This window comes from Streptomyces sp. NBC_00464, from assembly GCF_036013915.1.
Taxonomy (GTDB): Bacteria; Actinomycetota; Actinomycetes; order Streptomycetales; family Streptomycetaceae; genus Streptomyces.
Map to the genome: position 1 here is coordinate 5,586,834 of NZ_CP107899.1, position 15,250 is coordinate 5,602,083.

General features: G+C 71.3%; 14 protein-coding genes and 1 riboswitch. Of the genes, 8 read left to right on the plus strand and 6 right to left on the minus strand.

Features of this window, described 5'->3' with window-relative positions; genetic code table 11:
• Positions 1-93 precede the first annotated feature (93 nt).
• Positions 94-164: riboswitch (cobalamin riboswitch) on the minus strand.
• A 358-nt stretch (positions 165-522) separates the two neighbouring features.
• The 4 genes from OG912_RS25125 (at position 523) to OG912_RS25140 (ending at position 3,285) form a co-directional block, all read left to right on the plus strand.
• Complete coding sequence (locus OG912_RS25125) at positions 523-1,191, plus strand: hypothetical protein (protein ID WP_327711350.1); 669 nt, start codon at positions 523-525, stop codon at positions 1,189-1,191.
• A gap of 6 nt (positions 1,192-1,197) precedes the next feature.
• Positions 1,198-1,434 carry a hypothetical protein gene (locus OG912_RS25130; RefSeq protein ID WP_327711351.1) on the plus strand — a complete coding sequence of 79 codons (237 nt, stop codon included), beginning with the start codon at positions 1,198-1,200 and terminating at the stop codon, positions 1,432-1,434.
• A 343-nt stretch (positions 1,435-1,777) separates the two neighbouring features.
• The gene (locus OG912_RS25135) at positions 1,778-2,290 is read left to right on the plus strand and encodes a hypothetical protein (protein ID WP_327713538.1); all 513 of its coding nucleotides are present in this window, start codon (positions 1,778-1,780) and stop codon (positions 2,288-2,290) included.
• Positions 2,291-2,646: 356 nt separating this feature from the next.
• On the plus strand, positions 2,647-3,285 hold the full coding sequence (locus OG912_RS25140) for a LysE family translocator (RefSeq protein ID WP_326735944.1): 639 nt from the start codon (positions 2,647-2,649) through the stop codon (positions 3,283-3,285).
• 33 nt (positions 3,286-3,318) lie between these two features.
• Here OG912_RS25140 and OG912_RS25145 read toward each other — a convergent pair whose 3' ends face one another.
• On the minus strand, positions 3,319-4,497 hold the full coding sequence (locus OG912_RS25145; RefSeq protein WP_327711352.1) for a winged helix DNA-binding domain-containing protein: 1,179 nt from the start codon (positions 4,495-4,497) through the stop codon (positions 3,319-3,321).
• A gap of 42 nt (positions 4,498-4,539) precedes the next feature.
• Entirely contained in the window at positions 4,540-5,115 is a 576-nt protein-coding gene (locus tag OG912_RS25150) for a GNAT family N-acetyltransferase (RefSeq protein WP_327711353.1), read from the minus strand.
• Between the two features lie 193 nt (positions 5,116-5,308).
• Here OG912_RS25150 and OG912_RS25155 point away from each other — a divergent pair, with 193 nt between their 5' ends.
• Complete coding sequence (locus tag OG912_RS25155) at positions 5,309-6,820, plus strand: hypothetical protein (RefSeq protein WP_327711354.1); 1,512 nt, start codon at positions 5,309-5,311, stop codon at positions 6,818-6,820.
• 22 nt (positions 6,821-6,842) lie between these two features.
• On the opposite strand, the gene OG912_RS25160 is transcribed toward OG912_RS25155, so the two are convergent.
• Positions 6,843-7,883, minus strand: a complete 1,041-nt coding sequence (locus OG912_RS25160; protein WP_327711355.1) for an MBL fold metallo-hydrolase — start codon at positions 7,881-7,883, stop codon at positions 6,843-6,845.
• A 272-nt stretch (positions 7,884-8,155) separates the two neighbouring features.
• On the opposite strand from OG912_RS25160, the gene OG912_RS25165 reads away from it, so the two are divergent.
• Both OG912_RS25165 and OG912_RS25170 read left to right on the plus strand, forming a co-directional pair.
• Positions 8,156-9,619: an aldehyde dehydrogenase gene (locus tag OG912_RS25165; RefSeq protein ID WP_326735940.1), complete on the plus strand. Its 1,464-nt coding sequence runs from the start codon at positions 8,156-8,158 to the stop codon at positions 9,617-9,619.
• Entirely contained in the window at positions 9,619-9,852 is a 234-nt protein-coding gene (locus OG912_RS25170) for a ferredoxin (protein ID WP_327711356.1), read from the plus strand. Before OG912_RS25165 ends, OG912_RS25170 begins: the two co-directional genes overlap by 1 nt.
• A gap of 46 nt (positions 9,853-9,898) precedes the next feature.
• Here OG912_RS25170 and OG912_RS25175 read toward each other — a convergent pair whose 3' ends face one another.
• From OG912_RS25175 to OG912_RS25185, 3 genes are read right to left on the minus strand one after another with little or no spacing between them, the layout of a single operon-like run.
• The gene (locus tag OG912_RS25175; RefSeq protein ID WP_327711357.1) at positions 9,899-10,624 is read right to left on the minus strand and encodes a transporter substrate-binding domain-containing protein; all 726 of its coding nucleotides are present in this window, start codon (positions 10,622-10,624) and stop codon (positions 9,899-9,901) included.
• Between the two features lie 37 nt (positions 10,625-10,661).
• Positions 10,662-12,641: a helix-turn-helix domain-containing protein gene (locus OG912_RS25180; RefSeq protein ID WP_327711358.1), complete on the minus strand. Its 1,980-nt coding sequence runs from the start codon at positions 12,639-12,641 to the stop codon at positions 10,662-10,664.
• 32 nt (positions 12,642-12,673) lie between these two features.
• Positions 12,674-13,495 (minus strand): 3-hydroxybutyrate dehydrogenase, encoded by an 822-nt coding sequence (locus OG912_RS25185; RefSeq protein ID WP_327711359.1) that lies wholly within the window; start codon positions 13,493-13,495, stop codon positions 12,674-12,676.
• A 258-nt stretch (positions 13,496-13,753) separates the two neighbouring features.
• Here OG912_RS25185 and OG912_RS25190 point away from each other — a divergent pair, with 258 nt between their 5' ends.
• Positions 13,754-15,232, plus strand: a complete 1,479-nt coding sequence (locus tag OG912_RS25190; protein WP_327711360.1) for an extracellular catalytic domain type 1 short-chain-length polyhydroxyalkanoate depolymerase — start codon at positions 13,754-13,756, stop codon at positions 15,230-15,232.
• Positions 15,233-15,250: the final 18 nt, after the last annotated feature.

Consider the following 15,250-nt stretch of genomic DNA (forward strand, 5'->3'; position numbering starts at 1 on the left):
GGCACACACAGGCACCAGGCTCCGGCTCCGTATACCTCGACGGTGCCGGCCGCCGGGGGGCCCCGACGGCACGAGCCGGTCACGACACGGACAGGGCATTCCGGCTTCCGCCTGCGACGGCGGTTACGGCTGCGGGTCAGCGCCGGATTCGCACCGGCTTCCCCCTGAACGGGCATGATGACGACCCGCCCACTCTACCGGGCGGCCGCTACGGGCCCCTGCCCCGGGCGCCGCGGCCGGGGCAGCGGCCGGGGGCGGACCCCGAGCTCCGCGGCCCGGAACGCCCGAAAAGTTCCGTGGCCCTTTCGTGGAGTGATCGTTAAACTGCCAACCGGCTTGAAAATCGGTCTGGTTGAAGGGGCGGCGGGCATGACCACAGGTCCAGGGGGATTCCCTCCGCCGCCTTCCCGGCCGCCGGGCACCCTGCCGCCTCCCCCTCCCCACCCGCCGCGCACGGATCCTCCCCGGTGGTCGTGGTGGGTCGGAGGGATCGCCATCCCGCTGGTCGGCATCCTGGCGACCGTGATCTTCAGCAAGAACCCCGATCCCGTCTCGGCCCCCGCTCCGGCCCCCGCCCCGGCCTCCAGCAGCCCACGGTCCGAGCCCTCCGCCCGGTCGAGCCCGGACCACGCGTCGGCGGAGACCGAGTCCCCCAGCGCGACCCCGGAGGCCTCGGCCTCCCCGAGCGCATCGTCCACCTCTGATGCCGACCTGGCGGCGCCGGCCGGGTACGAGGCGGCGACCAAGACGATGTGGGGGCTCGCACCGGCCCCCTGCAACCAGAAGGAACAGCAGCTCGTGGACCTCGACGACGGCAGCAGCCGCGTGGAGCCCGCGGGCAACGGTGCAGCGAAGGATCCCCGCGGAGCCGAGCTCCTCTACTGGCCCGTCACGTGCTGGGACCAGGACAACTACCAGGTGCGGGCCCTGCCCAACACCCGCGTGGGGCTCCTGCAGGCAGACATGCCCAAGTCCTTCGAGTCCTGCAAGGCGGCGTCGAGGACCGGCTTCGGAGCCCTCGGACTGTTCAACAGCTATGACCGCCGTAAGCGGGGCTTCGTCGAGGGTGCGGCGCTGTGCTCCGTCACGGACAAGGGAGCCGTCTCCATGGCGCTCATCGACCACATCGACGACGGATCGGACGAGGCGTCGGTCAGCGGCACGCTCTATGTGTGGCCGAAGTCGTCCTGACCCGTGATGGCGCGGTACGTCACCGCGCGGGAGCTGGGCAGCAAGTGCGGTGAGAACGGGCAATTCGTCGTCCGCACGCTCACGGACAAGAGCATCGGGCGCGACGTCGGCGCCATTTCGCTGGACGGAGCCGTCAAGTGGCGTGAGGACGGGCGGACATCCCCGCAGGTCGCCACCACCGGCAACACCGCGGAAGGCCCCGAAGTCGACTCGACAACGTGTGCAAGCCGGGGCGGTCCATGACGGGGCCCTCCTCGTCCTCCACGTCGTCCGCGAGGGCGGCATCGCCTTTCGATTTCCCCCTTCGCGCACTCCCTCAATTCGCAGTAATGCATAAGGTTCCTGGCTAAAAGGACGAATGGCCGGAGTGTGCGACGTGGCTGCGAGCCACTATGGGGACGACTGGCCCGGGGTGATTGTGTGCTGTCGAGTGCTTAATGCCGTTCCGTCCCAAGTGGGGGTGGCGGCACCCTCTCCGTTCCCGGCACCCCTTCTTTTGAAACTGAAGATCCATTACCATCACTTCTCGTTCACATTGACGAGTAAATGGCCTGCAGTTGGTGACTGGGGGCGGGAGTGGTGAATGATGCGTGAACGTAAGCGTAGAAGATGGGGCGTTCCGGGCGGGGTCGCAGCGCTCACGTTCTCGATCCTGACTGCGACGCCGGCGCTGGCTGATGAGTCGGTCGAGGGACTCCAGCAGGTCTCGATTCCGGCAGGTGCGGAGATCGTTGAGGGGACGGCTGCGGAGCCTCCCCGAGTCGGGCTCTCCAAGGCTGCCCCGTCATCCAGTGCATGCCTCGGCCCTGTCGCCGCCTACGGAGTCCAGGGCTGTTTCCAGCATTACGGTGACACCATCTGGTCGGGCGACACGGTGGCGGACGGCATGTCCGCGGCTGTCGGGGTCTACACCGACTACGGTCGCGCCTCCTTCGTCTGCATCAACAAGCAGGGCGCGGGCAGCTGGGCCACGTGCAAGAAGGACTACTGGGAGGAGGGGGACGTGCAGCTTCGTGCCCTCCGCTATGACGGCGATACCGGAAAGTTCTACCAGCCCGAGGCGCGGTCCGGGTGGATTCCGGTCGACGGCCAATTCTGATCCCATAGCAATTACACACAAGGCAATCGGTCGCCTTTTGCGCACCGCACATCGAGGCCGGTTGTGGTTATCCATGGGATATGAACCGCACGCTTGATTTCAGGTTCTGAGTGCATTCGGGAGCTTCGGTGATGTGTTGCGACGCGGGGAAATGTCTCTGGAATGGACGGAGTTGATGTGAGTGGCGCCGTGGCTGCGCTGCTGACGGCAGGGCTGCTGGAGATTCGGTCCCTGGCAAGGCGGGCGCCGGCCGGGAGCGGGCTGCCCGACGCGGAAGGGCGACGGGCTGTCCTTTGTGGGGCCCCGCGCCAAAAAGAAGCTGAAGCGGGAACCCGGCCCGTGATTGCATGAGCCCCATGGTGTCTGCCGAGCGCTTGCTTGCCTTCGCGGTTATGTCGTTCCTTCTGATTGTGATCCCCGGGCCCAGCGTGCTGTTCGTGATCGGGCGGGCGTTGGCGCAGGGGCGGCGTGCCGCGTTGACCACCGTGGTGGGGAACACGCTGGGCGCCTATGTGCTCATCGTGGCCGTGGCTCTCGGGGTCGGGTCGATCGTGGAGCGTTCCGTCCTCGTGTTCACGGTGCTGAAACTGGCCGGTGCCGCCTACTTGGTGTACCTGGGCGTCAAGGCGTGGCGCCAACGTGGTTCGTTGCAGGCCGCGTTCACCGGTGGTGGGGCCGCGCAGAGCGGTCGGCGCACGCTGTGGGAGGGCTTCGCCGTCGGTGTCGCCAACCCGAAGACCATTGTGTTCTTCGCTGCCGTGCTGCCGCAGTTCGTCGACCGTACGCAAGGGCATGTCGTCGTGCAGATGCTGGTGCTCGGACTGGTTTTCAACATCATCGCGGTGGCTTCCGACAGTCTGTGGGGGCTGGTCGCGGCAACCGGACGGGACTGGTTCGCCCGCTCGCCTCGGCGGCTCTCGATGGTCGGAGGCGTCGGCGGGCTCACGATGGTCGGGCTCGGCGTCTCCATCGCTGTGACGGGTCGTAAGGACTGATCCCGCATGCGGAAGAGAGGGCAGAGCCGGCCGTCAGTGCGCGGGCGGTAGCGGCTGGAGCATCCGCACCTCGACCTCGCCCTCGCCCTCGCCCTCGCCGGAGAGCTTGGCCCACCAATGGTGGTAGCGGCTGTAGACCTGCGTCTCGCGGTCGTTGAGAAGAGCCGTCAAGGACTGGGCCTCAGTGGCGAGGCCGTCCCAGGTGGCCGCAGACAGCGGGTGGAACGCCGTGGCCTCGATGCCGTCGGCCGTGGGGCGCCACACGCCGGCGACGTAACCGTCCACCAGCAGGGTGGGCAGCACGTCGCCGTTGCGCCGGATCACGAGGGGGCGGTAGTCCGGGGGTATCACCCGGCTGCGATCGGCGTACGCGAGCAGAACGCTGTCCCACATGGCCATGAGGCGGGGCGGGGCGGGCGTGTCGGCGGGCGGCCTGGAAGCGCCCGGGAGGTCGAACAGCGCGCTGCCGTCCGGGCCTTGGAGCTGTTCGACGACGTCGCCCATGGTCTGGAGCACCGCGCGGACGGGGGCCCTCTGCACCATGGCGAACTGCGCCACGTCCGCGATCGACGCAGGCCCGAACCCCGCCAGATAGCGCAGGATCAAGGTCCGGAGCGCCTGGGCATCCACCACCCGGCCCCTGGGCGCGGGATCGCTGTCGGCCGCCGCGACGAAGGACGGCCGGAGGCCGAAGGACCACGGCGCGTCCGTCGGGGCGTGGTGCAGCGGCGCGTATCCCTTCAGCCCCCACCATCCGCCGTCCTTCTTCTCGGCGCCGAGCCGCTCCTCGGCCCACGCCTGCATCTCCGCGGAGGTCCGGGGCCGGCGGGCGAAGGCCAGCAGTTCCGGAACCAGTTCCTCGGCGTCCGCAGGAGTCAGTCCCGCGTCGGCGAACCGGGCGCCCAGCCGCGAGGCGTACAGCGTCGGCTGCATGGCCGCGCGGAAGGCCGGGTAGTCCCCGGCGTGCACGGCGTGGAGCGTGATGCGCATGAGGGTGGCCTTGACCACCGCCCGTTCGGTGAAGGCGGCGTCGAGCTCGGCCGGGGCGAAATCGGTGAGCCGGTTCCACAGGGCGATGTACGGGGAGGCCGGGTGCTGTGCCTGGAGTGCTGTCACCCGTCGCACTCCGTCCAGGACGCTCAGCGGCGCACGTGCCAGCAGGAGTTGGCGGCTGAGAGTCGCCCGGTTGAGTTCGCGTGCGGTGATCTTCACAGTTGAGGATTGTTCCCTGTTTCCGGCCGTCGCGGGCAGTTCCTAGGCCGGTCGACGGAGGTCCAGCATGCAGAAGACCTTGTCGTACCGGGCTTCGCCGACCGCCACGAAGTCGGGCAGCCGCCCGTACTCGGTGAAGCCCAGCGACCGGTACAGACGCAGAGCGGCGGTGTTGTCGCCCCGGGCGTCCAGGGTGAGGACCTCGATGTCCCGCTCCCGGGCATCGGCGATCAGGGCGGCGGTCAGCGCCCGGCCGACACCGCGACCGTGGGCGGCCCCGTCCACCGCGAGCTTCTCCAGATCCGCGTGCGGCCGATGGGTCGGCCGGGTGTAGCGGCGCCAGTACCCGAACCCGGCAAGAGCGCCGTCCACGTAGGCGGTCCGCAGGGACGCGTCCCCCGCCCGCACCGCGGAGACGACACCGCCGAGCAGCTCCGCCACCTCGTCCCGCGAAGGCGGATCGACCCAGCCCAGCGCGGCACCACCGGCGACCAGGCCGGCCAGGATCCGGTGGGCCGACTCCGCGAACCGGGCCTCCAGCTGTGGATCGGCCGCCAGCTCCCCGGCGTCCAGGACGACGGGCTCATCGCGGGACTCGTCGCGGGGCTGTGTGATCACGGGGGCAACTGTGCCAGCGCTGCGGAGGCCGCTCCGCGCCGGCTCCCCGTTCGGGTGAATAGTCGTTCCGGTTTGTCCTCTGTCGTCCGGTACGCATAGATTCCCGTCCATGCTGTCCGCGAACTGTTTTCTCTCAGCTCGCAGTTGAGCGACAACGCGACCCGTCATCATCGGCTGGGAGGGCCCCGCCCCTATGTCCGGAACCGTCGACCGGTGGACCACCGCACTGCGCAGAGCCTGGAAGGACGGCACGGCGTGGCCGTGGTGCCTGGCGGTCATCGCGGCGGCGTGCGGTTACGCCGTGGCCACCGTCTTCCACCCCGGGTACCTCAGCGCGGACAGCAACACCCAGCTGGGGCAGGCCCTCGGCGACGAGCCGGTGAACGACTGGCATCCACCGGTGATGGCGCTCGCATGGCGGATCCTCATCGGGATCACGGGGGACTTCGCCACCATGGCCGCCCTGCAGGCCGCCGTGCTGTGGGGGACGCTGTGGGTCCTCGCCCGGCTGGTGTGGAAGCGGACCGGCAGTCGCGGGCTCTCCCTCGTGGTTCTGGCCCTCGGTCTCGCGCCGCACATCATGAACCTCACCGGAGTGGTGTGGAAGGACGTGCACCTGGCGTACGCGCTCCTCGCGGTCTTCGCGATCGCGCTGACCGTGCGGGAGTTGCCCCGGGGCCGGGTCAGGACCCGCTGGGCGCTGCTGGTGCTGGGTCTGCTGTTCCTCGCCTACGCCGCCCTCGTACGCAAGAACGGCATCCCCGCCGCGATCCCGGTCTTCGCCCTGCTGGTCCTCGCCGCGTGGCCCGCCCCGGGCCGGCGCCGCTGGCTGGCCGCCACCGGTCTCTTCGTCGCCGTCGTGATGGGCGGCAGCGCCGCGGTGAACGCGGCCACCGCCCCGCTGGCCACGCGCGTGTACGCGGTGATTCCGGTGGACGACCTCGTCCACGTACTCACCCCGGAGCAGGTGCGTGCCGCCGCCGAACGGGCGGGTGCGGACGCGGACTTGCGGGACCGTATGGTCACCGCCGCCGTCACCTGCCAGAAGCGGAGCATCACCTCGGACGGGTACCTCCAGTGCTTCCCGCAGCGAAGGCCGTTCGATGTGACGTATCTGGACCGGCGTGCCGACGTGATCGTGCGCATGTGGGCGCAACAGATGCCGAAGCACTGGAAGGGCTATGCCGAGTACCGGGGGCGGGTCTTCACCAAGCTGCTCTTCCGGAGCAACCAGACCTTCTGGAACGGCACCCGTGTCAACGCCGGTGCCCGGCTGCACCCCGAGGTGCGCGAGCAGCCGTTGAACGACACGCTGCGGTTCGCCCTCCAGAACTACGTGACCGGTTTCGCCCGCGATCTGCCGATGCTCTTCCAGGGCTGGTTCTGGCTGGCCGTCTCGCTGGTGCTGGTGCTGCGTCGCCGGTGGGCCGGCCCGTACACCAGGGAGCTCCGGCTCCTCGGGGCGAGTTCGCTCCTGTACATCCTGGCCTATCTGCCCACCGCGCCGGAGTCCAACTACCGTTACGTGTACTGGCCGGCGCTCTCCGGAACCGTCGCGCTCGCCCTGATCGCGACCGCCTTCGTGGCGCGTCGCCGCGCGGTGGTCACCGGACCCGCCGTGCTGCCGGCCGGCCGGACCCCCGAGGCCGCGCCGGAGCCGGCCGCCCCGGCGGGTCCGCGCGAGGACACCGGTGCCGCCGTGTGACCCCGGACAGTGTCAGTCCTCCTCACACCGCCACGTACGTCACCGGCTCGCTTCCCGTCACCGCTTCCGCGCGTCCCAGCTTCACCAGCCGGCGCAGGTGTGATTCGGCCTCCGAGACGGCGATGTTCCTCGACCCGTAAGGGATCTGCTCCCAGGGGCGGTTCCACTCCATCCGTTCGGCCAGCTGCCACGGCGTGAGCGGTTCGGCGAGCAGCGCGAGGAGGCCCGTCAGGCGTTCCTCGTGGTGGTCCAGGAGCTCCTGTACGCGCCCTGCCGCGTCCGCGAACGCGTACTGATGGGCGGGCAGGACCTCGGCGACGCCGAGGCGGCCGATGCGTTCCAGGGAGTCGAGGTAGTCGCCCAGCGGGTCGGTGGCCGTCGCGTCGTCCGGGTCCTCGTAGAGGCCGACATGCGGGCTGATGCCGGGGAGCAGGTGGTCGCCGGAGAAGAGGCGGCCGCGGCCGGGGAGGTTGGCCGGGTGGTCCTCCTCCAGGTGCAGGCAGACATGGCCCGGGGTGTGGCCCGGTGTCCAGATCGCGCGCAGGGTGCGGCCCGCCAGGTCGAGGAGTTCGCCCGGCACGATCTCGCGGTCCGGGATCGCGGCCCGCAGGCCGGGCAGGGTGCGCATGCGGCCGCCCTTCTCGCGGGCGGCCAGCAGTGGGGCGATGTGGTCCTCGGGTGCGCCGACCGTCGCCAGCTTCGTCGCGAGGTAGGTGAGCCAGGTGCCGGGCTCCGACGCGCGGGTGCGGCGGACGATCGCCGTGTCGGCCGCGTGCATCGCGATCCAGGCCCCGGACACCTCGCGGACCTGGCCGGAGAGGCCGTGGTGGTCGGGGTGGTGGTGGGTGATGACCACGCCGTGGATGTCGGCGACGTCCACGCCCACGGTGGTCAGTCCGGCCGTGAGCGTGTCCCAGGCCTCCGGGTCGTCCCAGCCGGTGTCGATCAGGACCGGGCCCCGGTCCGTGTCGAGGAGGTGGACCAGGGTGTGGCCCAGCGGGTTGTCCGGGATGGGGACCTTGATGCTGTGGACGCCGCCACCGTGGTTGATCACCTGCGTCATGGACTCCCCATCTCTGAGCGGCCGGGGCGGCGTGCGGGGTACGGCCACGACGCGCCGCGTCCACTGTAACGAGAACTTGTTCCAGTGGTAGCCCCGGTCGACCATCTGATCGGTCCGAGGAAGGTTCGGCGGTCGTTGTCCCAGCCGTGGACTCCTGGAACTGGAACTGGTATCAGTTCTGACACGTAGTCAGATGTGTACCGGATGCTCAGTCCGGACGCAGAACCAGTCAACGAGTCGGGTCACGTGCCGCGTCGCGGGAGGCAGCAGCCATGAGCGAGCTTGTCGAACACGGAAAACTGTTCATCGGCGGGGAGTTGGTCGATCCGCTCGGGCGGGATGTCATCGAAGTCATCTCACCGCACACCGAGCAGGTCATCGGCCGCGTGCCGCACGCCGCCGAGGGGGACGTGGACCGGGCCGTCGCCGCCGCCCGGCAGGCGTTCGACCACGGGCCCTGGCCGCGGATGACGCTGGACGAGCGCATCGCCGTCGTCACACGGATCAAGGACGCCTTCGCCGTACGGTACGAGGAGATCGCCCGGGTCATCAGCTCGGAGAACGGCACCCCCTACACCTCCAGCGTCATGGTGCAGGCCCTCGCCGCGATGATGGTGTGGGACGCGGCGATCACCGTCGCCCGCACCTTCCCGTACGAGGAGCGCCGGGACGGGGCACTCGGCCCGCTGCTCGTGCGGCGGGAGCCGGTCGGGGTCGTCGCGGCCGTCGTGCCGTGGAACGTGCCCCAGTTCACCGCCGCAGCCAAGCTCGCGCCCGCGCTGCTCGCCGGATGCTCGGCCGTCCTCAAGGTCTCGCCCGAGTCGCCGCTGGACGCCTACATCCTGGCGGAGATCGTCGCCGAGGCCGGGCTGCCCGAGGGCGTGCTGTCGATCCTGCCCGCCGACCGCGAGGTGAGCGAGTACCTCGTGGGGCACCCGGGCGTCGACAAGGTCTCGTTCACCGGGTCCGTCGCCGCCGGCCGGCGCGTCATGGAGGTCGCCTCGCGCAACCTCACCCGCGTCACCCTGGAACTCGGCGGGAAGTCCGCCGCGGTGATCCTTCCCGACGCCGACCTGGACGCCGCCGTCGCCGGCATCGTGCCCTTCGCCTGGATGATCAACGGGCAGGCCTGTGTGGCCCAGACCCGCATTCTCGTACCGCGTTCCCGGTACGAGGAGACCGCGGAGGCCTTCGCGGCCGCCGCCGGTGCGCTGAAGGTCGGCGACCCGCTCGACCCCGCCACCGAACTCGGACCGCTCGTCGCGCAGCGCCAGCAGCAGCGCTCCCTCGACTACATCCGGATCGGTCAGGAGGAGGGCGCGAAGGTCCTGACCGGGGGCGGGCGCCCGGCATCCCAGGAGCGCGGCTGGTACGTCGAGCCGACGCTCTTCGGTGACGTCGACAACTCCATGCGCATCGCCCGCGAGGAGATCTTCGGCCCGGTCATCTGCCTGCTGCCGTACGGCGACGAGGACGAGGCCGTGAAGATCGCCAACGACTCCGAGTACGGCCTCAGCGGCAGCGTCTGGACCGCCGACACCGAGCGCGGCATCGACATCGCCCGCCGGGTCAGGACCGGTACGTACAGCGTGAACACCTTCAGTCTCGACATGCTCGGCCCGTTCGGCGGCTACAAGAACTCCGGTCTGGGACGGGAGTTCGGGCCCGAGGGGTACGGCGAGTACTTCGAGCACAAGATGATCCACCTGCCCGCCGGGTACGGGGGCGAGGCCTGATGGGGGACCGCTGGAGCATCGAGGTCGACCGGGGCGTCTGCATCGGGTCGGGGATGTGCGTGAACCACGCACCGGGCGGATTCCGGCTGGACACCGCCCGGCAGTCCCACCCCGTCGACCCGGAGACCGACGCCAACGAACAGATCCTCGCTGCCGCCGAGGGATGCCCGGTCGAGGCCATCACGGTCGTGCTGGCGGACTCGGGAGAGGTGGTGTTCCCGCCGGAGGAGTGACCGGGCGCGGGGACGGCTCCCCGGCCGGGCCGCGCCCCCGCGTTCGTCAGGCGGGCGGGGCGACCGGTGTGCCGGGGCGGCCCGAGCGGCGCAGCGCGTCGGCCACGAATCCGTCCGCCTTCAACTCCTCGATCAGTTCCCACAGGAACCGCGCCGTCTCGGGGGTCCGGCTCCGAGTTGTCCCCACCGCCTGCCGGATCTCCATGAACCGGTCCTCGATCAGGCGTACTTCGCCCGGGTGCCCCGCGACGTACTCGGTCAGCGGCTGCCGGATGCCGGCCGCCACCTCCAGGCCCTGCTCACGGAAGACGTCCACGCCCTCCGCGCCGCGCACCACGGTCGCGCGCCGGAGGGTACGGGTCAGGAACAGGTCGTACGCGGAGCCCTGCTTCACGCCGATTCTGACGCCCGCCCGGTCGACCTCGGCTGCGGAGGTGAGGTCCGAGTCGACGGGCACGGCGTACACGCCCTCGATCACCACATAGGGGGAGGTGAAGGCGACTTCGGCCTCGCGCGCCGGCTCGATCGCGAGGAAGCAGATGTCGGCCAGGCCGGCGGCCATCGCCTCGTACGACCTGCGCGCCGCGTCGAAGCAGAGCAGTTCCACCGGCACCCCCAGGCGTGTGCCGATCTCCCGCGCGAGATCGACCGTGACGCCGCTCGGATCGGCGGGTGTGCCCTGGGCCAGGACCGGGTTCCCGAGGTTGACCGAGGCCCTCAGTACACCCGTCGGTGCCAGGTCCGCGGTGACGAAGGCGGATGCGATCTTCATGGAGGGGAGTTTAGGACAACCACCGCGCGGACCGTCCTCAGCGGCCGTTCGTGGGGCCGGCGCCCGACAACAGGTACAGCCGCAGTGCCAGTTGCAGCTCCAGCGCCCGGTCCGGCTCGTTCCAGTCCCGGCCCAGCAGCACCTGGACCCGGTCCAGCCGCTGCACCACCGTGTTCACGTGCACGTGCAGCTCGTCCTTGGCCCGGATCAGGCTGCCGCCCGCGCCGAAGTAGGCGCTCAGCGTCCGCACCAGGTGCGTGCCGCGCTGTGCGTCGTACTCCAGCAGCGGCCCCAGCGCCGCCTTCACGAAGCCGTCGACGTCCTGCGCGTTGCCCAGGACCACGCCCAGGAAGCCGAGTTCGTCCACGCAGGCGCCCTCGCCCGTGCGCCCCAGCACCCGCATGGCCCGCAGACAGCGCGCCGCCTCGCCGTAGGCCGCGGCCAGCTCCCGGGGGCCCCGGGCGGGCCCGGCGGCGGCCACGGTGACGGGGGACTGCGCCAGCTGGCCCAGCTGGGCCGCCGCCGAACGGGCCGCGCGGCCCGCGTCCGTACCGTCGCCCTCGATCAACAGCACGACCGTGCCCGCGTGTTCGGCGCTCACCCCGTGGATGTCGCCGCCGAACAGATAGCGCATGGCGGCCGGGGCCAGCCGCTCCCGCGCACCCGTCTCCGCCACCAGCAGCAGATGCGGGCCGTCCAGGTCGATGCCCAGGCGGCGGCCCCGTTCGGCCAGCCCCGCCGGGTCGCGGCCGGGGTCCGTCAGCAGGTCCGCGATCAGCTCGCCGCGTATCCGGTTCTCCGTCTCGGCCACCGTGCGCCGCAGGAGCAGGAGGAGTCCGGTGACCACGGCCGACCGCTCGAACAGCCGCCGGTCGGAGTCGTCCAGCGGCCGGCTCCGGTGCAGCACCAGACCGGCCAGCAGCTCCTGCCCGGCGAGCACCGCGCAGACCACCCGACCGTCGCGGTGCACCGCACGTGCCCCCGTACGGGACTCCTCGGCCGCCTCCGCCAGCCACCCGGCGTCCATGCCGTCGGCGGCGAAGCCCGTACCGTCCGGGCGCACGGCGGCCAGCGGGCGGCCGCCCGGGTCGTGAATGGTCAGCGGGGAGTCGAGCAGCCCGGCGACGGCCGCCGCCACGTCCTTCACGTCCCTGCCCCGCAGCACCAGGTCCGTCAGCCGGTCGTGCGACTCCTCGGCCCGCTGCATGGCCGCCGAGTGCGCGCGTACGGAGGCGTTGGCCTCGGCCAGCTCCGCGTTGGCCTCCGCGAGTTCGGCGAGGGCCGCGGTCGTGTCGGCCAGTGCGCGGGCCGTGTCGATCGCGATCGCGGCGTGCGCGGCCAGCGAGCAGAGCAGGGCGACCTCGTCGGGGCTGAAGACCCTGGGGGCGCGGTCGGCCGCGAAGAGGACGCCGATCACCTTTCCCGTACCGCCGCGGCTGGAGCCGAGCAGCAGGGGCACGCCCAGGATGGCCACCAGGCCCTCGTCCAGCACGCCGGCGTTGATGTTGCGGGTGTGGCGGAAGCGGTCGTCGGTGCGGTAGTCCGGCGTCGCGTACGGACTCGCCGTCTGCGCCACCAGGCCGCCGAGCCCCTCGCCGAGTTCGAGGCGCAGCCGCTGGAAGAGCACCGACACCGAGCCGTCGGTCACCCGCATGTAGGTGTCGCCCGCCTCCTCGTCCGGGAGCGTGAGGTAGGCCGTGTCCGTGCCCAGCAGCATCCTGGCCCGCCGCACGATCGCCTTCAGCACGTCGTCCAGATCGCGGGAGGCCGCCAGGTCGCCCGCCGTGTCGAAGAGCGCGGTCAGCTGGAGCTCGCGGCGGCGGTGCTGGCGCAGGGCGCCCCTGATCCGCAGCGCGGTGGCCGTGGCCCGCTCCACCTCGGCGAGCTCCTCGGCGGGCACACCGTCCCCCCGGGCCTGCGAGGAGACCGCCCCCAGCGCCTCGGCGGGCGCGTCGTCGGCCAGCAGGTCGAACAGGCGCCGGAGGTGGGGGGCGGCGGAGGGGAGCGGTTCAGGCATGGCGTCCAGCGTTCGTAGGAGGCGGGTCGGGGTCAGTTGGCGGTCCAGCCGCCGTCCATGGAGAGCGAGGTGCCGGTGATGTGCCCGGTGCGCGGCCCGCACAGCCACAGGACCGCCTCGGCGACGTCCGCCGGTTCGATCAGCCGTTTGATCGCGCTGCGCTCCAGCATCACCCGCCCCACCACGTCCGCCTCCGAGATGCCGTGCGTCCGTGCCTGGTCGGCGATCTGGTTCTCGACCAGGGGCGTGCGTACGTAACCGGGGCTGACGCAGTTGCTCGTCACCCCGTGCTCCGCCGCTTCGAGCGCCACCACCTTGCTCAGCCCCTCCAGTGCGTGCTTGGCCGTCACATAGGCCGACTTGTACGGGCTCGCGCGCAGCCCGTGCACCGACGAGATGTTGACCACGCGCCCCCAGCCGCGTTCGTACATGCCCGGCAGGGTCCGGCGCAAGATGCGGAACGGGGTCTCCACCATCACGCGCTGGATGAGCGCGAAGCGTTCCGGCGGGAACTCGTGGACGGGGGCGACGTGCTGGAGCCCCGCGTTGTTGACCACGACGTCCACGTCGGCCGGCAGCGTGTCGACGACCGCCGGGTCGGACAGGTCCACCACCCAGGCCGTCCCGCCGATCTCCTCCGCCAGGCCCTTCGCGGCCTCGCCGGACCGGTCCACGACGTGCACATGTGCACCCGCCGCGGCCAGCGCCTGCGCACAGGCCCGCCCGATGCCGCTCGCCGCTCCGGTCACCAGCGCGGTGCGCCCGGCCAGCAGCGGTTCGGCGGGGGGCTGCGGTGATTCGCCGCCGGGGGAGGGGGCGGGGGGCTCGTGATCCGGTCTGCGGGAAGTCTCCATGGCCGTCACCGTAGGTACGCGGCGGCCCGTGTCACACGGCGCCGGTGCACACACCCTCCCGCCCCGGCATGGTGGCGGCGTACATGGTGCCGCGCGGCGCCGGGACGGCCCGCCGCGGAGCCCCCGGACCGCACAAGGGACCGGCCGCACACACCCGGCACGTGCCGGTGTCCGCCTGCCACATGGGCGCGGGGAGCCCCTGCTCGTAGGTTCCGGCAGCAACCCGATCCCCCGCACGTACCGACCAGGGAGGCACCCGTGCGCCCACCGATCCTGAGACGTCTCCTCCGCCGCGTCGCATCCGCGGCCGCCCTCGGGCTGCTCGCGGCGACGCTGAGCACCACGGCCGCCGCGACACCGGCCGCAGCCGCTGCCGCCGGTCTCCAGCAGGTCACCGGCTTCGGCTCGAACCCCGGCAATCTCCAGATGTACGCCTACACGCCCGCCGGCCTGCCCGCGAACGCCCCCCTGGTCGTCGCCCTGCACGGCTGCACCCAGACGGCCTCCGCGTACTACACCAACTCCGGCTGGCCGCAGTTCGCCGACAAGTGGGGCTTCGCCGTCGTCTTCCCGCAGACCACGTCCGCGAACAACTCCCTCTCCTGCTTCGGCTGGTTCGACCCGGCCGAGGACACCCGGGGCAAGGGCGAGGCGGCGTCCGTCGTGCAGATGGTCGAGTACGCCAAGCAGACGTACGGCTCGGACGGCCGCCGGGTGTACGTCACCGGGCTCTCGGCGGGCGGCGGCATGACGGCGGACCTGCTGGCCGCCTACCCGGACGTCTTCGCGGGCGGTTCGGTGGCCTCGGGCCTGCCCGCGCAGTGTGCGACGAGCCAGGCGGCCGCTTCGGGCTGCCAGACGGGCCCGCAGAAGCTCAGCCCCGCACAGTGGGGCGACAAGGTGCGCAGCGCCTATCCGGGGTACACCGGCCCCTGGCCCCGCGTCGCGGTCTGGCAGGGCACCTCGGACTACACGGTGTACCCGGCCAACGCCACGGCCCTGCGCGACCAGTGGACGGACGTCTGGGGCATCGGTCAGACACCGTCGTCCACCGACACCCTCCCCGGCAACACCACCCGCAGCGTCTACAACGACGCCTCGGGGCGGCCGGCCGTGGAGACGTACTCCGTCTCCGGGATGGGCCACGGCCTGCCCGTCAGCCCCGGATCGGGTGACCAGCAGTGCGGGACGACGGCCGCGTACTTCCTGAACGCGATCTGTTCGACGTACTACACGGGTGTCTTCTGGGGCCTGGACGGCGGCACCCCGGGCGGGGGCGGCGACCAGCTCCCCGCGCCCGCGGGCGTGATTGTCACCGGCACCACGGACACCACCGCCGCGCTGTCCTGGAACGCGGTCGAGGGCGCCGCCTCGTACGCGGTATACCGCAACGGTACGAAGATCGCCTCGCCCACCGCCACCACGTACACGGACACCGGACTCACCGCCGGAACCGCCTACCGCTACACCGTGACGGCGATCGACGCGGCGGGCACGGCCGGTACCGCCTCGGCCCAGGTGACGGCGACCACCACCGGCGGCAGCACCCCGGCGAAGTGCTACACCGCCACCAACTACGCCCAGGTGACGGCGGGCAGGGCCCACACCACCGGCGGTTACGTCTACGCCAACGGCTCGAACCAGAACATGGGCCTGTACAACGTCTTCGTCAGCCACACCCTGAAGGAGTCGCCCGCGGGCTACTTCGTGATCGCCGACAGCGGCTGCACGAGCTGACGGGAGGACCGGCCCGGC